Here is a 19694-nt window from a genome sequence, read left to right as displayed (position 1 = left end):
ATCGGTAGATGAGCCTAAATTTTCTAGAATTTGAAAAACCAATTGCTGAACTTGAGGCTAAAATTCAGGCGCTACGCGACGTGTCTCGCCATGGTGGTGATAAGTCCGTTGATCTCGATAAAGAGCTCGAACAGCTAGAAAAGAAAAGCTTAGAGCTTAAGAAGAAAATCTTTGGTGATTTAGGGGCATGGCAAGTGGCTCAATTGGCTCGCCACCCACAACGCCCTTATACGCTTGATTACATCAACCATGTCTTCACTGAGTTTGACGAGTTGGCTGGTGATCGCGCTTTTGCTGATGACAAAGCGATTGTCGGCGGCATTGCTCGTTTAGAGGGACGTCCAGTGATGGTGATTGGTCACCAAAAAGGACGTGAAACGAGAGAGAAAGTAAGACGTAACTTCGGAATGCCAAAACCAGAAGGCTATCGCAAAGCGCTACGTTTGATGAAAATGGCTGAACGTTTTGATATGCCTATTATTACCTTCATCGATACCGCAGGCGCCTATCCTGGTGTTGGCGCTGAAGAGCGTGGTCAATCTGAAGCGATTGCCACAAACCTAAAAGTGATGTCAGGCTTGAAAGTGCCAGTTATTTGTAATGTTGTCGGTGAAGGTGGCTCTGGTGGCGCTTTGGCGATTGGCGTGGGTGACTACGTGAACATGCTGCAATATTCCACTTATGCGGTAATTTCGCCAGAAGGATGCGCTTCAATCTTGTGGCGAGATTCAGATAAAGCGCCGCAAGCGGCTGAAGCGATGGGCTTAGTCGCTCCTCGCTTAAAAGAGCTTGAGCTGATTGATGAAATTATCGAAGAACCATTAGGTGGCGCGCATCGCGATCCAATACAAATGGCCGCCAACATGAAAGCAACATTGTTGAAACAGCTTGCCGACTTAGAACCATTGGATGAAGAAACATTATTGGCTCGTCGTTATCAACGTTTGATGAACTACGGCTACTGCTAAATAGCCGAGTGAACAATAAATTTAAAGGGTTGGATTCTGTTCAGCCCTTTTTTATCGGCCCGATTTCAGGGCTGGTTTGCTTGGCGCGTTTCAAGGTAAACTTGCATCAATTCCTCTTAGCGCTGAAAACCCATGTCTGAACTTTATTCGCTATTTTCACACGTTATCAATCGCCATCGCTTAGCAAGCAGTCAATTAGTCTTGGGTTTTAGTGGGGGTATGGACTCGCGAGTGATGCTTGCACTACTGGCGCAATATCGTGATGAAACCAACTGCGAGTGCTGCGCCGTTTATGTTCATCATGGATTAAGCCAACATGCCGATGAGTGGGCCAAACAGTGTCAGCGCTGGGCTCAACACGCCGCGATCCCTTTTTTTATTGAACGGGTACAACTCGATACTGACAGCGGTGAAAGTGTGGAGTCATTGGCGCGTACGGCGCGTTACCAAGTTTTAGCGAAATACATTAACACTGACGATTTGTTGCTAACTGGACAGCATAGCGATGATCAGATCGAGACATTTTTGCTCGCGTTAAAGCGTGGTAGTGGACCCAAAGGACTCTCTTCGATGGCGCAAGCGATGTCATTTGGCGCGGGGAAAATCGTCCGTCCTTTGCTTGCGGCGACTCGCGTACAGATCGAAAGCTTTGTCATAACCCAGAATTTGGATTGGGTCGAGGACGAAAGCAACCAAGATACCCGTTTTGATCGTAATTTTATCCGTCATCACATCACGCCAGTTCTTATGCAGCGCTGGCCGCATATTCACCAAGCGGTTGCTCGTAGTGCGACATTATGTGCTCAGCAGCAGGTGTTGCTTGAAGAGCTGCTACAAGAGGCAATGCAAGAGGCAAAGATGCCTGATGGTAGTTTATCAATTACCGCGCTTTCTCATCGCAGCGAATTAGCACGCTATCAATTGCTAAGAATGTGGCTTGCTCAATTGGGGGAGTCAATGCCGACTCAAGAACATTTGGCGATGATTTGGCAACAAGTGGCGTCTGCGCGTATTGATGCGAATCCTCGTCTTAAACTAGGACAAAGTGAGATCCGCCGCTTTGACCAAAAGCTATATTGCATCCAAACTTATCAAGACATTTCAGATTGGCAGGCGATGATTGTGCCCGATCAATCAGTCACCTTGCCTGATGGATTAGGAAATCTGACGTTATCGTCTAATGGTGCTAGCAAGGGAATAGCCTTGCCTGATGATTGCCATCAATTAAGCGTTACGTTTAATCCTGAAGGGCTGGCAGCATGCCCTTCAGGACGAGTGGGAAGTCGAAAGCTAAAAAAATTGTTCCAAGAGTATGGCGTGCCGAGTTGGTTACGACGAAGAACGCCAATATTGATGCATCGGAATCAAGTGGTTGCGATTGCAAATTTATTTGTTGATCGTGACTTCAGCGGGCAAGATTGTGAACTCATCTGGGACAAATGAACGCTTTTCATGCAGAATTCGTATAAAACATACAATGAATATGGACATAAAGGTGGAGCAATGAAAAAAATCGCGATTGGAATAGTTATGGGTTTTACGTTGTTAGCGGGAAGTGCGTTTGCTGGAGACCCAGCCGCAGGGCAAGCCAAAGCGGCTATCTGCGCGGCGTGTCACGGCGCAGACGGGATTGCACTGATCCCGGGTTACCCAAACCTAAAAGGGCAAAATGAGCAATACCTCATAACATCAGTTAAAGCTTATAAAAACAAAGAACGCAGTGGTGGTTTAGCCGTCGTCATGCAAGCACAATCTATGATGCTCACTGATGAAGATATTGCCAATTTAGCGGCTTATTATTCCAGCTTGAAGTAGGTCTATACCCTTCCTACTTGAAGCTGCAGCGGTGTTGGCTACGTTCGTTCACCCCAATCACATAGTTTGCCTATGCTCATGGGGACTCACTCACTTGCCGCCTACCTGCAACTCCAAGTTGTTTGGGTATATAGTGGTTCTTAAACTCATTATAGGTTTCGCCTGATTAAAAGTTCGATATGGTAAAGTCCATCGGACTTTTTTATAAATTCAGTAAATTAATTCTTAGATAAAATTCAGCTCAAATACTCATTTCTGTGGCACAGAATACAAGTTACATATTCATTTTGCTTCTGATTGCAACCAATCCAATGATGGAGACTCTCAGTACAAAAGTAATTATTCCAATAAGCCACAATCTATAATAGAGGACCCATCATGAATTTTGAGCGAAATGATTTAAGTTATTTTCTGGGTAAAAGCTTCATCTATACCTATGATCAAGGTTGGCGTTATGAACTGTATATAAAAAATGAGACAACCATTGATTACCGTGTCCACTCAGGCATCGTTGGTGGACGTTGGGTCAAAGATCAACGAGTGTCTATTTCACGCGTCGCACAGTCGGTTTACCGAGTTTCTTGGGTTGAAGCGACAGGCACAAGTGTCGCATTAACATTGAACTTATATGATTATGTGGTTCATGGGGCTATCTATTTCCCTCGTTGGATTGTGGATGCGCCAGAAAAGATAGTTTGCTACCAAAATGACCATTTGCCTTTAATGGAAGCATATCGAGATGCGGGACCCATTTATCCAACGCACGTGATTGATAGCTTTGCTACCTTGATGTATATGCGTGACTGTGGCCTAAATAATGAACAAGTGATCAGTTGTCCTGCTAGTGAACTTTCAGAGGATTACCCTTTTTGTTTACCAGATAAAAACTTGTTGCCAGCGCGAGCTTAATAACAGAGCGACTTCTACCGTTACTCAAAGTGCTAGTCCATTTCAAATAGTTGTGAACTTTAAGTAACAAAAGGGCTAAATCCAGTAGAGCTTTGGTTGATTGTTATTAACGGCTAGCAGATAATGCCACCAATTGATGAAAGTTTAAGGGATGAACATGAAAAAAATCGAAGCCATTATTAAGCCATTTAAACTTGATGACGTCCGCGAAGCGTTAGCTGAAGTGGGGATCACGGGTATGACTGTTTCTGAAGTAAAAGGATTTGGTCGTCAGAAAGGGCATACTGAATTGTACCGTGGCGCTGAGTACATGGTGGATTTCTTACCTAAAGTGAAGCTTGAAATTGTGGTGACTGACGATGTCGCTGATCGCTGCGTTGACACCATTATTGAGACGGCGCAAACGGGAAAAATTGGTGATGGTAAAATTTTCATTACTAATATTGAACGAGTGGTACGAATTCGTACCGGTGAAGAAGACGAAGACGCTATTTAGCTATATACCGAGAAGAAGGGAGCCAATGGCTCCTTTTTTGTCTCTTTTGAATACATCCCTACCAATTTTGTTGAACGTTATGAAAAGAAAATATCTGCTTGTTTTGCCGCTGTTGCTGATTACCGCGGCTGTGGTTAGTTTTTTCTCTATTTTTACTATTCCTTCAACGCCGCAATTGTTGACTATTGATGGCAAAAGCACTTCATCGCCACTGATTTGTTACGATAATCCAAACGCTCGCGTAATAGATGAGCATGGTCAGCTCAATGTACTGGTTTGGAATATCTATAAACAAAATAGAGCAACATGGCAAAGTGAGCTGAATAAATTCAGCCAAGATGCCCAATTGGTGTTGCTACAAGAAGCGAGCATGACCTTGTCATTGAAAGAGTGGATCAGCCAAAAACAGTGGGGTGGGACACAAGAGGATGCTTTTCGAGTTTTTGGTGAATCAGCCGGAGTGTTAAATCTTGGTAGGCAGATGCCAGTATTAGCGTGTGCTTACACCGAATTAGAGCCTTGGTTGCGCTTACCCAAATCGGCGATTTACGCCCTGTATCGTTTAAGTGATGGTCAGACTCTGGCGGTTGTAAACCTGCATGCAGTGAACTTTACCTATGGTACGCAAGAGTATGCCAATCAGTTGGAAGCGTTACTCGTTCAATTAAAAACACATCACGGGCCGCTGATTGTCGGTGGCGATTTTAATAGCTGGAGTCAAGCAAGGATGGACACATTAACTGCTGCATTAAATCGTGTGGGTTTGCAGGAAGTGTCGTTCGAACCCGATCACCGAGTTCAATTTGTGACGGGCTTGGTGCTCGATCATCTTTTTTATCGCGGTTTAACACTACTCAATGCAAAAGCGCCCGTAACGGACGCTTCTGATCATAACCCACTATTGGCGAGTTTCAGCTTATAACGGCTTTCTAGCTGATTGAGATGTACAGTGCCCAAATCAGGTAATAGCCAATCCAAGGCAGCGCCGAAATCACCAGAGCTTGGCCGCGTTCAAGCTCTGTCCATGCGCCCACCGCCGCGTAGCCAAGTACGATGTACCAAGGCAAAAGCAGTGGGAAGGAGCTGGCAAATTGGGACCAATCATTAGTCAGTGGCAACTTAATTAGACCATTTAAACTGTTAAGATCAGCAGCGTAAGTCATCACGTAGCCATGTTTGAGTAATAAGCTCGCGTAACTGGCGAGATCGCCCAACACGGCTGGGAAAGTGATGACAGCACTTGCGGCAAACCAACGCCAGAAACCGTGCTGATGTTGGCTCTGCTTGGTCGCCAAATTGAACCACAATGCCAACATGAAAATCGTTAGCGTGCGGCCTACCACATCACTGATAATTTCACTGGCCATCAAGGTGTTGGCATCTAACATTTCAAGCTGAGTAGGGTTGACCATTGCCAATTGCGCTGAGAGTCCCGCTTTTAGCCATTCAAAGTTAACCACGTCAAAATAAGCCCCCCAAAATAGAAAGGGGCTCAGGATTAAAAAGAGATAAGGCTGCCAACCCCACATTCCACGTTGATGAAGGGCTAAAAAACAAGACGTAGGGGAACGGAAAACATCCACCAACATGATTAATGGGTTACTGGAAGGATTCATACACTGACCTTAGTGACATCGACGTAGAGCTTGAGTTTTTGACCCGGCTTTAAGTACTTTTGGTTTGCAAGCTCGTTCCATTTCACAATGTCGAGGCTTTTGACTTTAAACTTATTGGCTATGGTGCTGAGTGTATCGCCGCTACGCACTTGATAAAAAACAGTACGAATGATGGCACCTTCACTGCTATTTTTCCAAATGACCAGTTTTTGGCCAATCTTCAACGTGTCTCTTGGCCCCATACCGTTCCATTGTGCTAAGGATTGATGGGAAACATTGTGCTGTTTGGCAATGATCCATAAGCTATCACCTTTGGCTACCGTATGAGACAGCTTATACTGACCACGGGCCATCGCTTGCGTTTTTGCTAAGCGGTTACTGGCACTGAGTGCGTATGTTTTTTCGTCTTTTACGGATGTCGGGATCATTAAATGCTGCCCAATGCGAATGACGTTGCCATTGAGATTGTTGGCCGTCTGAATCACTTTACTGGTGGTATTGTGCTGTTGAGCAATCACACTCAAGCTATCGCCGGATTTTACCTTGTAGCGTACTAACTTCATCCCCTTACCGCGATTCTCTTCAACTTTCTGTACAAATTGCTCGACTTTATTCAATGGGAGTAACAGTTGATAAGGCCCCGTTGGTGAGGTTGCCCAGTGGTTGTAAGCCGGATTGTAACTTTGCAGCTCTTTCACGCTCATTCCCGCGTAATTGGCGGCAATGGCAAGATCAAGCTGCTCTTGAGGGTCGACTAACGTTAATACTGGTTTGTTAGCAATCGCTGGGATTTCAATGCCATATTTTTCTTGATTGGCAACAATATCGGCCAGTGCGAGTAATTTAGGGACGTAGCCTGTGGTTTCATCGGGTAAGTCGAGTGAGAAAAAGTCGGTTGGTTTACCAGCCTTGTGATTTTTACGAATCGCGCTAGAGATCCGCCCACCACCGCTGTTATAGGCGGCAATCGCATGGCTCCAATCACCATCAAAACGCTTATTTAATGCAGTGAGATAATTCAAAGCAGCATCCGTTGCAGCGTCTACATCTCGTCTTCCGTCATACCAAAAATTTTGCTCTAGGCCATACATTTCTCCCGTACTCGGCACAAATTGCCACAGCCCCGCAGCGCTACCGTGTGAGTAGGCAAAGGCATCAAACGAGCTTTCAACAATGGGTAAGAGTGCTAACTCAAGTGGTAAGCCGCGCTGCTCAATTTTCTCTGTGATCAGGTAAAGAAATGGCTTTGCTCGCTCAGCAACAGTTTGCAGGTGATTAGGGTGTTTAAGATACCAAGTTCGATAATAATTTACTGATTTTTGATCTGGGATATCCATCGACAGCTGCATGGCAATACGCTGCCATACGTCCTTCTGCTCTTGTGGCGTGATCGCTTTAGGCGTTGTCTTTTTTGCAGATGACGGCTTTGGTTTAGTTATCTCTTTTGGTGTCTGAATCTGAGGGCTATTGGCCTCTTTGGCGTTTGGCGCTGTTGTTTGGTCTGTTGGCTGAGTGATTTGGCACCCCGCGAACAAGAGCACCATCACCCAGCTAAATTGAAATCGCATCTATCTCAGCCCTTTGACTTAATGGCTGGTGATAATACTTGGCACTTTATTGCTATGACAAGCAGCAAATCGTTAAAATTCGTTCTTCCACTCACGTAATGCGGTAAAAATTGATAAAGGATCGGTTTGCTGAGTACGATTCGCAACGGATTTCATCACACTCTCTTGTTGGGTTCGCAAGAACGGATTGATCCATTTTTCTTGGCGGATCGTGGTCGGTAATGTCGATTTCTGCTGGGCTCGAAGCCGGTTGACGGTATCTCGATATTGTTGAAGCTGGTCATTATCGGGCTCAACAGCCAAAGCAAATGCGATGTTACTTGCGGTATATTCGTGCGCGCAATAGACCTCAGTCTCTTCTGGTAATGCGGCAAGTTTACACAGTGACGTAAACATTTGCTCCATTGTGCCCTCAAAAACACGGCCACACCCTGCAGAGAACAGTACATCGCCACAAAACAGTTTATTGTCACCGACATAGCCAATGTGACCTTTTGTGTGTCCGGCGAGATCAAGCACCATAAAGATTTCATTGAACAGTTCTAGCTGATCGCCAGCTTCAACCGCGTGCGTTAAGGTAGGAATAGGTTCATGAGCGGGACCAACAACGTTAATGCTGGGAAACTGGCGAACCAGTTCTGCAACACCACCAATGTGATCATGGTGATGGTGGGTAATTAATATTGCTTCGAGCGTAAATTGATGCTTCGAGAGGTACTCAAGCACTGGTGCTGCATCACCGGGATCGACCACAGCACAACGCTGATCGCTATTTTGGATCAGCCAGATGTAATTATCATTAAATGCGGGTATGCTTTTGATCTGTAACATGAGTATCTCCAATCACCGAGGTGAAATAGGTTATCGATGAAGCCAGCACGTAGCGAAAAGAAATTAGATAAACCTCACTCTTGGTCACAACTTAAAAATGGTCAATGGGTTAGCGATTCTATTCAGACTCGGCTTGATGAATGGTGCCCTAAATTATTTGGCTATCATATGCTTAAGCTCGGTGGTTTGAGTTGTGAGCTTGCCAGTTGCAACTGCAATATTCAACACCAAGTTCATCTTGATATCAAAAACCCACTTCATAATGTGATTGCCGATAGTGGTGAGTTGCCTTTCCTTGAGAGGAGTTTTGATGTGGCTATTTTAGCGCATCAACTGGATTATTGTGGCGATCCGCATCGTATCTTACGCGAAGTTGACCGCGTGATGATGGATGATGGCTACATCATTATTACGGGGTTTAATCCAATCAGTTTTACGGGGATCGCAAGTTTGATGCCTTGGCGAAAACATAACTTACCTTGGAGCGGTCGTATGTTTACCGCTAACCGGATTAAGGACTGGCTGAGTGTCTTGAACTATCAAGTGATTGACTGTGACCAATATGCCCTTTTTCCGATGCAAAAATATCAACCCATGTGGGCGTGGTTGGAAAATGGTATTGGCGACTGGGCCGCTCCATTTGGTAGCCTGTATTTCATTGTAGCGCGCAAACGTACTTATCCCTTGAAACCGATTAAACCTCATTGGCGTTTTAAACGGCGTCTTTCGCCCGTTAGCTTGAACTACCGTTTATCAACTCAGAACCAAGATAAGGCCTGTGACCCTTATTCGGATGCTTGATACCCAATATCGTCTTCGGTTGGGTTTTCTGCTGCATTGCGTGCTAATTCATCGCACATTTCATTTTCACGATGACCCGCATGGCCTTTCACCCAGCGCCAGTCAATGGTGTGGCGGGCGCTTTCTTTATCGAGTGCTTGCCATAAATCGGCATTCTTCACTGGTTTTTTATCCGATGTTTTCCAACCGCGTTTTTTCCAGTTGTGGATCCACTGAGTAATACCTTGACGAACGTATTGGCTGTCTGTGGTGAGAATAACATTACATGGCTCTTTCAGTGTTTGCAGTGCAACCACTGCCGCTAACATTTCCATTCGGTTGTTAGTGGTGAGTCGATAGCCTTTGGCTAACGTTTTTTCGGTTCCTTTATAACGAAGGACAACCCCATACCCACCCGGGCCAGGATTACCTAAGCAAGATCCATCAGTGAAAATTTCCACCTGTTTTGTCATGATTTGATACTATTAGGTTACGCACATTATTGGCATAGTCTGACATACATATCCTTATGAATACTAGCAGCAATTCCCAATCCCAACGTATCGTCGTTCTTGATACGGAAACCACGGGTATGAACCGTGAAGGCGGCCCTCATTATGAGGGACACCGCATTATTGAAATCGGTGCCGTTGAAATTATCAACCGAAAGCTTACTGGCCGCCACTTCCATGTCTACCTGAAACCCGATCGTGAGATTCAGTTAGAAGCGATCGAGATCCACGGCATTACCGATGAATTTTTGGTGGATAAACCGCAATATCGCGATGTGCATCAAGAGTTTTTAGATTTCATCAAGGGAGCAGAGCTGGTGGCACACAACGCTCCCTTCGACGTCGGTTTTATGGATTACGAGTTTCGCAAGCTCGACGCTAAAATCGGTAAGACGGAGCAGTATTGCAAAGTGACCGATACGCTTGCTATGGCAAAGCGTATTTTCCCCGGCAAACGCAACAATTTGGATATACTTTGTGATCGTTATGGTATCGATAACTCACATCGTACCTTGCACGGTGCATTGCTCGATGCGGAGATATTAGCGGACGTTTATCTGCTGATGACAGGTGGGCAAACCTCTTTACAATTTAATGCTGGAACGCGCAGTGATGGCAGTGTGGGAGGAGAGTCAATAAAACGAGCTGTCGCAGGTCGGAAAAAGCTAAAGGTTTTGCATGCTTGTGCCGATGAACTACAAGCACACCAAGAAAGATTGGATCTAGTCGAAAAGAGTGGAAGTTGCCTTTGGCGTCAGTAGGAGAAAATATGTTGAGGATAATGGTGGCTATTGCTGCGCTGATGTGGAGTATTGGCGTTTTTGCGGCAAATCCCTCCTCGATGTCGCTGCTCGATAATCGTTTTCGAGTGGATCCAACCATTTCACAAATTACTTTTGTCGTGTATCGCGAAAAGTCATCTCAGCCAGTGGTGCTTGTGCGGCCAGATGGTAAGAAATATTACGCGTGGCGGTACGATGAGAATATGCGTTGGTATCAGGAACCCACAATGGATATCATTTCAATTGATAAGCCAATGCCTGGCCCTTGGCAGGCTATAGGAAAGGTTTCGCCACAAAATAGCATTAAGCTAATCTCACACTTGCAATTGGATACAGATGTATTTCCTAGCCGTTTGTATCATGGTGAAGAATTAAAATTTACAGCTCGCTTAACCTCCGACGGTAAGCCTTTATTGTTGAGAGACTTTCTCGATAGAGTCAACTTAAAAGTGACTTTTACTAAGTTCGTTGAAAATGAACAAGAACTGATCAAAGAGGCGCGTCCATTACCTGAGGTTATTGGTGAATTTGCTGATGATGGACGTGGTTTAGATGAACGTCCTGGTGATGGTGTATTTACGGTTGCGTTGTCTATCACTCCAGTGCCGGGTAAATACCGTGTTAGGATCACTTCTGGTAACGGTGTGTTTTTACGCGCTCAAGAGCAAGAAGTGTTAGTTTACCCTACGCCAGTGTCGACTACCTTTATCCAGTCCCGAGTAGATGGCGCGCCGCACCAAATTGTCTTTGCAGGTGAGTTAGGCATGGTTGAACCCGGATCGATAGCGGCGCATGTTGAGCATGCCAATATTTATGATGATATTTTTGCTACTGAAGGACTATCCGGAAAAGAGTCACTCAAGCTTAATTTGGAAATTCCATACAAAGGGGATAACGGTAACTATCGTTGGTCTGGAAGGTTATATGCAACAGAACTCGCTAGCCAGCGCCCACTTTATTTCCCACTTTCAGAGCGTACTTACAGCGTGGTGGATGATGTTAACATTGAGGAGACTCGCCGTTTGCAGATGGAAGAAGAGATTAAGCAGCGTAGGCTTGAACAGGAGCAACTGATTATTCAGATGAGAGAAGAGGCAACGAGTCGCAGTATTATGTTCATCGTGATTGGTAATATTGTTGCAATATTCATAGGTCTTCTAGCGTGGTTTGTGATGCGTAAGATTAAAGCGAAAAAGGCGTTGCAACCCGAATTACAGTTGAATATGCCGAAGAAATAACAAGGGATGTTGCCGAGTTGGCAACCTCTTGATTCTGTATTCTAGTCATAGAAAAGGGCGCTTAAAGCGCCCTTTGACATTCAATAGATTGACTTACGCAACATCATTTATTGCCGGATATTGAGGCTTTGCGGCCAGTTCCTGTGGCGCAAAATCATCGACATTAATGGTATACAAACGATGAGCCTCAGCTTCCGTTAATAGCTGTGCTTCTTGTTCGGTTAGAATTTTTTGTTGTAAGCCAATGGCGGCCACTTCATCTAAACGCAAAAATGGACGGCGTTGATTGGTGACGCTGCACACTTTATCGAACAAAGGCTCTGCACGTAAAATGATGTCCAGTGCTTGTTCAATCTTACCCGCCGCATTATGCGCCGTTGGGGCGAGATATTGGTTGCGACCGATGCGTGAACGAGTTTCACTCGGTGTTTGTAGGATCTGCGCAACTTGGCTATCTAATTTATCGCTAGGTGCTTTGCGTACTCGACCAATCGGCATCAACAATATACGAAGTACCTTACCAATCGCTTTATTCGGGAAGTTGGCTAATAATTCATCAATAGCGACTTCCGTCTGCTTCAAACTGTCTTGCAGACCCCAATGAACCAAAGGAAGATCCTCCACAGGACGACCATCATTTTCAAAACGCTTAAGTGTGGCAGAACTGAGGTAGAGTTGGCTCAAAATATCGCCAAGGCGTGCTGACAAACGCTCTTTACGTTTGAGAGAGCCTCCCAATACAGCCATCGAAATATCAGAAAGCAGTGCTAAGTTAGCGCTGTAACGGTTTAGTTGTTGATAGTAGCGTTTGGTTGCATCATTAGTCGGTGCAGATGAACCAAAACCATCGGTAACGCCAAACCAAATACTGCGGACAAGATTACTCATGGTGAAGCTGACGTGACCTGCAAGAGCTGCGTCAAATTTCTCAACGGCATCAGAATCTTGTGAATAAGCGGCGTTCATTTCTTCTAAAACATAAGGATGACAACGGATAGCGCCTTGACCAAAGATGATCATTGAGCGAGTCAGAATATTGGCCCCTTCGACGGTTACGGCAATCGGTGCACCTTGGTAGCTGCGAGCTAAAAAGTTAGCAGGACCAATACAAATGCCTTTGCCGCCCACGATATCCATTGCATCAATAATGCTGCGTTGACCACGGTGGGTACAGTGGTATTTGACTATAGCGGAAATGACCGAGGGTTTTTCGCCCAGATCAATACCAGCTACGGTTAAATTGCTCGCCGCATCCATCACATAAGCGTTACCACCTAAACGTGCTAATGGCTCTTCGACACCTTCCATATGGCCAATTGGTTGCTTAAATTGACGACGAATCCGAGCGTAAGCTCCTGTTGCTAGCGCCGCAGTTTTAATTCCGCCCGTCGAGTTAGAAGGTAACGTAATGCCACGTCCAACCGATAAACACTCTACAAGCATACGCCAGCCTTGTCCTGCCATGCTTGGTCCGCCAATGATGAAATCCAGTGGCACAAACAAATCGTTAGCACGTGTCGGACCATTTTGGAATGGAACGTTCAATGGCATGTGGCGATTGCCAATTTCAACTCCTTTTAAGTGGGTTGGGATGAGCGCACAAGTGATGCCAAGCTCTGTTTTATCCCCAAGTAAGCCGTCAGGATCGCGCAGTTTGAATGCTAGGCCTAATACGGTTGCAACTGGGGCGAGCGTGATATAGCGCTTGTTCCACGTTAGGCGCATCCCTAACACTTCTTTGCCTTCCCATTTCCCTTTACATACCACGCCAAAATCAGGAATTGAACCTGCATCGGAACCCGCTTCTGGGCTGGTTAATGCAAAACAGGGAATCTCTTTACCTTCCGCTAAACGTGGCAGGTAATGGTTTTTCTGATCTTCAGTACCATAATGTTGTAAAAGTTCGCCTGGGCCTAAAGAGTTCGGTACACCAACGGTGGATGAAAGCACACCAGATACACCCGTTAGCTTTTGTAGCACAATGGATTGTGCATAAGCTGAAAATTCCAAGCCGCCGTATTGTTTTTTAATGATCATGGCGAAGAATTTATGATCTTTTAAATATTGCCAAACCTCAGGAGGTAAGTCGGCTAATTCATGCGTAACTTGATAATCGCTAACCATGGCACACACTTCGTTGACTGGTCCATCAATAAAGGCTTGCTCTTGTGCACTTAATGTCGGCGCTGCAATTTTGTGTAGTTTGTTCCAGTTCGGTTTGCCTTTAAACAGTTCAGCTTCCCACCAAACGGTTCCTGCATCTAATGCCTCTTTTTCGGTTTGTGACATTGCAGGCAGCACTTTTTTGAACAGTGTTAATGCTTTTTCGCTAATCACGCTTTGACGGATAGAGGGAACGGCTAATAAAGCGATAGCCGCTAAATACAGCAACCATCCAATCACCCCGGTGTAATCCAGCAGGGTAAGAACCACCATGGTTACCGTTAGCGCAACTAATGCGCTAAAAAGTGACATTCTGTGGTAGAGGCACACACCGAACACGGTGAGAAAACCAAGTATAGAGAGCAAGATGTCCATAATTTCATTCCTTTGAGACTGTATTCACGCCATTGCGGCTGATTTTTCTCAGTGCATTGGGGAGTGTTGTTAGTCGTCTCGTTTGTGTAAGTGGTCTAACCAGTGCTAAGTGTAATCAAATTATTAACGAAATGTAAAACCTTGTATTGTTCAAAAAGTGATCCATGTAGGGCAAAACCTCAAAATAAACAACCCATAGAGGGCTTTCTGGAGTGGGAAGCGAGAGAAAACAACAATTCTTGAAGTCGAACTATCGACAGAAAGGATGGTTTGGGTAAACTCAAGACTGTTACTGGCTCTTGATTGATGGAGCCTATCGGTAAACAGATTAAAAAGAGAATATATCTATGTATCAGGATTTAATTAAAAGTGAATTGACCGAAGCGGCTGACGTGCTAAACAAATTTCTTAATGATGAGCATAACATCGCTCAAATTGAGGCCGCCGCAAAACTGATTGCCGACTCATTTAAGCAAGGCGGAAAAGTGCTCTCTTGCGGTAATGGCGGTTCCCACTGTGATGCAATGCACTTTGCTGAAGAGCTGACGGGGCGCTATCGCGAGAATCGTCCGGGTTATCCTGGTATTGCTATTTCAGATCCAAGCCATTTGTCTTGCGTTAGCAATGATTTTGGTTACGATTTTGTATTCTCTCGCTATGTGGAAGCTGTGGGTTCAAAAGGCGATGTCCTGTTTGGCCTATCGACTTCTGGTAACTCGGGGAACATTTTGAAAGCGATTGAAGCGGCCCAAGCTAAAGGGATGAAGACCATTGCACTGACCGGTAAAGATGGTGGGAAAATGGCGGGTTTAGCGGATATCGAGATTCGTGTCCCGCACTTCGGCTACGCGGATCGTATCCAAGAAATCCATATCAAGATCATCCATATCGTTATCCAACTGATTGAAAAAGAGATGGCGTAAGAAGTTCAACACCGTTCTTTTCTTTTAATATGTTTGTGGTTGCAAAAGGGAGTGCATTAAACCATGTGTGAATTGCTCGGTATGAGTGCCAATGTGCCGACTGATATTTGCTTTAGTTTTACTGGGTTGATTCAGCGTGGCGGGAACACGGGGCCGCATCGTGATGGTTGGGGAATCACTTTCTATGAAGGGAAGGGGTTTCGCACCTTTAAAGATCCTAACCCTAGCTTTCAGTCAAAAATTGCAGAGCTTGTGCAGAGTTACCCTATAAAAAGTCGGGCAGTGGTTAGCCATATTCGTCAAGCAAATCGCGGTGGGGTGAATTTGGAAAATACTCACCCATTCACTCGAGAATTGTGGGGGAGATATTGGACGTTCGCTCACAATGGACAGTTGGCGGATCACCAGCAGCTAGAAACTGGGCGCTATCGCCCTGTTGGTGAAACGGATAGCGAGCAAGCTTTCTGTTGGTTGTTAAAGCAGTTAGAAGCGCGTTATCCTGAACCGCCTCAAGATATGCTCAGCATGTTTCAATTCGTTGCGAAGTGTTGCGATCAACTGAAGCAGCAAGGTGTGTTTAATATGCTACTTTCTGACGGTGAGTTTGTGGTGACCTATTGCACGAATCATCTGTACTGGATTACTCGACGTGCCCCCTTTGGTAAAGCGAGCCTGCTTGATGAAGATGTCGAGATTAACTTCCAAGAAGAAACAACGCCTGATGATGTTGTGTCTGTGATTGCGACTCAGCCACTGACGGGAAATGAAACTTGGCAACGAATGAAACCAGGCGAATATGCGATTTTCCATTATGGCGAATACGTTGATGGCAATGCGCAGTCCTTAGCTGACATTCCCTTTGCCGCGGCAAAGCCAGGCTGTCAAGCACCCATTTAAGTTTTTTATTCTTAAGCTTGTTCTATTTACTGCGGTTTGAATCGCATTTGAGATGACAATAAAAAAGGTTGCTGTTGAGGCAACCTTTTTCGCACTATTCAGAGATACGATTTATTCATCGAAAGCATAACCATGCATGCCAAGTAATTGGCCATCTAAATAGGCTTTACCTTCACGCATTTCCAAGCGTCCTTCAACGAACCATTGTGCCACTAGTGGGTAAATTCGATACTCTTGAGCTTGGACACGTTGAGTCAAAATATCAACGGTATCTTCATCAAAAATAGGCACTTTTGCTTGTAGAATGACTGGGCCACCATCAAGTTGTTCAGTCACAAAATGCACACTGGTGCCATGCTCTTCATCACCCGAGTGAATCGCGCGTTGGTAGGTATTCAACCCAGGATATTTAGGAAGTAAAGAAGGATGAATATTGAGCATCCGTCCTAAATAGTGACGCACAAACTCACCACTCAGAATACGCATGTAGCCAGCAAGAATGATTAAGTCAGGCGCGTATTGGTCAATTTGCTCCATCAATACCGCATCAAACGCATCTCGCGTGTCAAAGGCATTTGGGTCAATATGCACCGCCGCCGCACCTGCTTTTTTAGCTCGTTCTAAGCCATAAGCAGTTGCTTTGTTTGAAAAAACAGCCGTTACTTTGCCATCTTTAATTTTCGTTTCACACGCATCAAGGATAGCCTGTAAGTTGGTGCCATTTCCTGAAACTAAAACAACAATACTTTTCATCAGTTATTTGATCTCTACTTGCTCTTCATCGAGTTGAGCTTCAGCAATATGACCGATAACCCACGCATTTTCGCCTTCCGCTTGCAGTAATTGAACCGCCGCTTGTGCTTGATCCATTGGAAGCGCAACAATCAGTCCTACACCACAGTTAAATGTGCGGTACATTTCGTGAGTGGTTACATTCCCTTTTTCTTGCAGCCATTGGAAAATAATTGGCCATTCCCAGCTATTGCCGTCAATCACCGCTTTCGTCCCTTGCGGAAGAACGCGAGGAATGTTTTCCCAGAAACCACCGCCAGTAATGTGCGAAATGGCGTGAATATCGTGCTCGGCGATCATCTTAAGCGCTGATTTGATGTAAATCTTGGTTGGTGTCAGTAAGTGCTCACCAATCGTTTTGCCAGCCAAGTCTTCATTTTTGTCGGCACCTGATACTTCCAAAATCTTGCGAACTAATGAATAGCCGTTTGAGTGAGGGCCGCTAGAGCCAACCGCAATCAGAGCATCACCTGCTGCCACTTTTGAGCCATCGATGATCTCTTCTTTTTCAACCACACCGACACAAAAGCCAGCGACATCGTAATCTTCACCTTCGTACATGCCCGGCATTTCAGCGGTTTCACCACCGATCAAAGCGCAACCTGCTTGCACACAACCATCGGCAATACCCGACACCACATCAGCCGCTGTATCTACATCCAATTTACCCGTGGCATAGTAGTCCAGAAAGAAAAGCGGTTCAGCACCTTGAACAATCAAATCGTTAACGCACATCGCAACCAAGTCAATGCCAATGGTGTCGTGCTTATTCATATCCAATGCGAGGCGAAGTTTTGTGCCAACTCCATCGGTGCCAGAGACTAAAACAGGATGTTTATATTTAGTTGGTAGCTCGCAAAGCGCGCCAAAACCACCAATGCCACCCATAACTTCAGGGCGACGAGTGCGTTTGACGGCGCCTTTAATTCGTTCAACAAGTGCATTGCCTGCATCAATATCTACGCCAGCATCTTTGTAACTAAGAGAAGTGTTATTACCGCTCACGGGGAAGTCCTCGGTCATAAGTTGGATATGAAAACGGCGCTATTCTAACAGGGCTTAAAACAAAAAGGAAAACGTTTGCGTCAGTTTTTTTGTTTATAATTGGCACTGAAATTAGCATAAAAAGTGTGTACAATTCGAAGGTTTGTTTAAATGTCGTCGGAGATGAAAATGAAAGTTGTTGAAGTTAAACACCCTCTAGTTAAGCACAAACTTGGGTTAATGAGGGAAGGGGATATCAGCACTAAGCGTTTTCGTGAGTTAGCTACAGAAGTGGGTAGCCTACTAACTTATGAAGCAACCTCAGACTTTGAAACAGAAAAAGTGACGATTGAAGGCTGGAATGGCCCAGTTGAAATTGATCAAATCAAAGGTAAAAAAGTAACGGTAGTACCTATTTTGCGTGCTGGTCTTGGCATGATGGACGGCGTTTTGGAGCACATTCCAAGTGCGCGGATTAGTGTTGTTGGCATCTATCGTGATGAAGAAACGCTTGAGCCTGTCCCTTATTTCAACAAACTCGCTTCTAATATTGAGGAGCGAATTGCGCTTGTGGTTGACCCAATGCTGGCAACTGGCGGTTCCATGATTGCGACGATCGATTTGCTCAAGGAGCGCGGCTGTAACCAATTTAAAATTCTCGTTTTAGTTGCAGCGCCTGAAGGCATCGCGGCGTTAGAAAAAGCGCACCCTGATGTGGAGCTCTATACGGCGGCAATTGATGAGAAATTGAATGATAAAGGTTATATCGTTCCTGGTCTTGGCGATGCTGGCGATAAGATTTTTGGTACGAAATAAGCGTTAATTTTATGCTGTCTTAAAGGAGAAACGAATGTTTCTCCTTTTTTATCGTTGCTTCAGTGATGCGTCATTACGGTCATTTTATTGCTCAACAGAATTAACGCATTGTTCGATGATTATTTTTTAAGACTTAATGTACTGCTTTTTCTGTGGCTATTAGCTGGAGTACCTTGTGATGAATTTGTGGGTCGGCGCGGTGCTCTTTTTGTATTTGGAGCATGGCGAAACTCATCAGCATTGCGTCCTTGGAACGTTTTTGGCTTTTGATTTCTGCGTGCCGTCGAGGTTTGATTTTGCTCACGACTATCATACAGTTTTGCATCGGTGGCTTTGCGAATACGCTTACCGGTTGCATCAAGTTTTGACGCATCTTCTGTACCACAAGAACTCTCACACATTGCTAATATTTCAGCGACTTCCTCGTCGCTTAAATAACGCCATTCACCATTAGGGATACCGTCTAGGCTGATGTTCATAATACGAACTCGGCGTAGTTTAAACACTTCGTAACCTAAGGCCTCACACATACGACGAATTTGACGGTTTAACCCTTGTGTTAACACAATTCTAAAGGAGAACTTCGTTTCTTGGGTTACTTTGCAAGGCAGTGTCACCGTATCAAGAATTTCCACACCAGAGGCCATCTTATGTAGAAATTCGTCGGTGATGGGTCTATCTACTCGGACGACGTACTCTTTTTCATGGTTATTACCAGCACGTAATATCTTATTGACTATGTCACCATCGTTAGTCAGAAAGATCAGTCCATCAGATGGTTTGTCTAATCGACCTATCGGGAAAATACGTTTGTGGTGGCCAATAAAATCAACAATGTTACCTGGAATATCGCGCTCTGTTGTGCAGGTGATTCCAGTCGGTTTGTTAAGGGCAATGTATATCGGTTTTTCTTTTGATTTTAATGGATTACCATCAATACACACCTCATCGTTCGGCGTGACTTTAGTGCCCATTTCTGGCAATAACCCATTGATGGTTACTCGGCCTTGTTCAATTAGCTTATCAGCCTCTCGACGAGAACAGAAACCAGTTTCACTGATGTATTTGTTTAAACGGGTGGTGGCTTGTTGTGACATAGGTTGCTCTTACGTTTCCCAACGGCGGTGAATAAAAACAAAGCAACACTCTGAGTGTTGCCTATTGACGTTGCGATATTTTAGCAGTTAATAGTAATTAACCAAGGCGTTTTTATTTATGTGCTTATTGTG

The 19694-nt window shown here is 44.9% G+C and carries 20 protein-coding genes; 12 read left to right on the top strand and 8 right to left on the bottom strand.

The window, feature by feature from the left end:
- Positions 1-8 precede the first annotated feature (8 nt).
- The 6 genes from accA to VOR_RS0112855 all read left to right on the top strand — a co-directional run bounded on the left by accA (position 9) and on the right by VOR_RS0112855 (position 5110).
- Positions 9-968 carry an acetyl-CoA carboxylase carboxyl transferase subunit alpha gene (gene accA, locus VOR_RS0112880; RefSeq protein WP_010320109.1) on the top strand — a complete coding sequence of 320 codons (960 nt, stop codon included), beginning with the start codon at positions 9-11 and terminating at the stop codon, positions 966-968.
- Positions 969-1100: 132 nt separating this feature from the next.
- The gene (gene tilS, locus VOR_RS0112875) at positions 1101-2411 is read left to right on the top strand and encodes a tRNA lysidine(34) synthetase TilS (protein ID WP_010320108.1); all 1311 of its coding nucleotides are present in this window, start codon (positions 1101-1103) and stop codon (positions 2409-2411) included.
- Between the two features lie 60 nt (positions 2412-2471).
- Positions 2472-2783: a c-type cytochrome gene (locus VOR_RS0112870; protein ID WP_010320107.1), complete on the top strand. Its 312-nt coding sequence runs from the start codon at positions 2472-2474 to the stop codon at positions 2781-2783.
- 378 nt (positions 2784-3161) lie between these two features.
- On the top strand, positions 3162-3692 hold the full coding sequence (locus VOR_RS0112865; RefSeq protein ID WP_010320106.1) for a phenolic acid decarboxylase: 531 nt from the start codon (positions 3162-3164) through the stop codon (positions 3690-3692).
- Positions 3693-3849: 157 nt separating this feature from the next.
- The gene (gene glnB / locus VOR_RS0112860) at positions 3850-4188 is read left to right on the top strand and encodes a nitrogen regulatory protein P-II (RefSeq protein WP_010320105.1); all 339 of its coding nucleotides are present in this window, start codon (positions 3850-3852) and stop codon (positions 4186-4188) included.
- 79 nt (positions 4189-4267) lie between these two features.
- Entirely contained in the window at positions 4268-5110 is an 843-nt protein-coding gene (locus VOR_RS0112855; protein ID WP_029627177.1) for an endonuclease/exonuclease/phosphatase family protein, read from the top strand.
- A 7-nt stretch (positions 5111-5117) separates the two neighbouring features.
- Here the strand turns inward: VOR_RS0112855 and VOR_RS0112850 are convergent, their stop codons facing one another.
- The 3 genes from VOR_RS0112850 to gloB all read right to left on the bottom strand — a co-directional run bounded on the left by VOR_RS0112850 (position 5118) and on the right by gloB (position 8203).
- Positions 5118-5804 carry a YIP1 family protein gene (locus tag VOR_RS0112850; RefSeq protein ID WP_010320103.1) on the bottom strand — a complete coding sequence of 229 codons (687 nt, stop codon included), beginning with the start codon at positions 5802-5804 and terminating at the stop codon, positions 5118-5120.
- A complete protein-coding gene (locus VOR_RS0112845; protein ID WP_010320102.1) occupies positions 5801-7372 on the bottom strand; it encodes a lytic transglycosylase in 1572 nt (523 codons plus the stop codon). Before VOR_RS0112845 ends, VOR_RS0112850 begins: the two co-directional genes overlap by 4 nt.
- A 72-nt stretch (positions 7373-7444) precedes the next feature.
- Positions 7445-8203 carry a hydroxyacylglutathione hydrolase gene (gloB, locus tag VOR_RS0112840; RefSeq protein ID WP_010320101.1) on the bottom strand — a complete coding sequence of 253 codons (759 nt, stop codon included), beginning with the start codon at positions 8201-8203 and terminating at the stop codon, positions 7445-7447.
- A gap of 36 nt (positions 8204-8239) precedes the next feature.
- Between gloB and VOR_RS0112835 the strand changes: the two genes are divergently transcribed.
- On the top strand, positions 8240-9004 hold the full coding sequence (locus tag VOR_RS0112835) for a class I SAM-dependent methyltransferase (protein WP_010320100.1): 765 nt from the start codon (positions 8240-8242) through the stop codon (positions 9002-9004).
- Here the strand turns inward: VOR_RS0112835 and rnhA are convergent.
- The gene (rnhA, locus tag VOR_RS0112830) at positions 8989-9456 is read right to left on the bottom strand and encodes a ribonuclease HI (RefSeq protein ID WP_010320099.1); all 468 of its coding nucleotides are present in this window, start codon (positions 9454-9456) and stop codon (positions 8989-8991) included. The two genes, VOR_RS0112835 and rnhA, sit on opposite strands and share 16 nt — an antisense overlap.
- Positions 9457-9512: 56 nt before the next feature.
- Here rnhA and dnaQ point away from each other — a divergent pair, with 56 nt between their 5' ends.
- Positions 9513-10256 carry a DNA polymerase III subunit epsilon gene (dnaQ, locus tag VOR_RS0112825; protein WP_010320098.1) on the top strand — a complete coding sequence of 248 codons (744 nt, stop codon included), beginning with the start codon at positions 9513-9515 and terminating at the stop codon, positions 10254-10256.
- Positions 10257-10264: 8 nt separating this feature from the next.
- Positions 10265-11515, top strand: a complete 1251-nt coding sequence (locus VOR_RS0112820) for a TIGR03503 family protein (protein ID WP_029627176.1) — start codon at positions 10265-10267, stop codon at positions 11513-11515.
- Between the two features lie 93 nt (positions 11516-11608).
- Here the strand turns inward: VOR_RS0112820 and fadE are convergent, their stop codons facing one another.
- The gene (gene fadE, locus VOR_RS0112815) at positions 11609-14053 is read right to left on the bottom strand and encodes an acyl-CoA dehydrogenase FadE (protein ID WP_010320096.1); all 2445 of its coding nucleotides are present in this window, start codon (positions 14051-14053) and stop codon (positions 11609-11611) included.
- Positions 14054-14400: 347 nt separating this feature from the next.
- Here fadE and lpcA point away from each other — a divergent pair, with 347 nt between their 5' ends.
- A complete protein-coding gene (gene lpcA / locus VOR_RS0112810; RefSeq protein ID WP_010320095.1) occupies positions 14401-14976 on the top strand; it encodes a D-sedoheptulose 7-phosphate isomerase in 576 nt (191 codons plus the stop codon).
- A gap of 63 nt (positions 14977-15039) precedes the next feature.
- Positions 15040-15873 (top strand): class II glutamine amidotransferase, encoded by an 834-nt coding sequence (locus VOR_RS0112805; RefSeq protein ID WP_010320094.1) that lies wholly within the window; start codon positions 15040-15042, stop codon positions 15871-15873.
- Between the two features lie 111 nt (positions 15874-15984).
- Here VOR_RS0112805 and purN read toward each other — a convergent pair whose 3' ends face one another.
- Together purN and purM are read right to left on the bottom strand one after the other, a co-directional pair.
- Complete coding sequence (purN, locus tag VOR_RS0112800; RefSeq protein ID WP_010320093.1) at positions 15985-16626, bottom strand: phosphoribosylglycinamide formyltransferase; 642 nt, start codon at positions 16624-16626, stop codon at positions 15985-15987.
- Between the two features lie 3 nt (positions 16627-16629).
- Positions 16630-17670, bottom strand: a complete 1041-nt coding sequence (gene purM / locus VOR_RS0112795; RefSeq protein ID WP_010320092.1) for a phosphoribosylformylglycinamidine cyclo-ligase — start codon at positions 17668-17670, stop codon at positions 16630-16632.
- Between the two features lie 168 nt (positions 17671-17838).
- Here purM and upp point away from each other — a divergent pair, with 168 nt between their 5' ends.
- Positions 17839-18465, top strand: coding sequence for a uracil phosphoribosyltransferase (gene upp / locus VOR_RS0112790; RefSeq protein ID WP_010320091.1), 627 nt, complete (start codon positions 17839-17841; stop codon positions 18463-18465).
- 119 nt (positions 18466-18584) lie between these two features.
- Here the strand turns inward: upp and rluF are convergent, their stop codons facing one another.
- Positions 18585-19562, bottom strand: a complete 978-nt coding sequence (rluF, locus tag VOR_RS0112785) for a 23S rRNA pseudouridine(2604) synthase RluF (RefSeq protein WP_010320090.1) — start codon at positions 19560-19562, stop codon at positions 18585-18587.
- Positions 19563-19694: the final 132 nt, after the last annotated feature.

It is taken from the genome of Vibrio ordalii ATCC 33509, from assembly GCA_000257205.1.
Classification (GTDB): domain Bacteria; phylum Pseudomonadota; class Gammaproteobacteria; order Enterobacterales; family Vibrionaceae; genus Vibrio; species Vibrio ordalii.
Note: the sequence above shows the minus strand (reverse complement) of the source record. Positions and strands in the feature narration are given on the sequence as shown.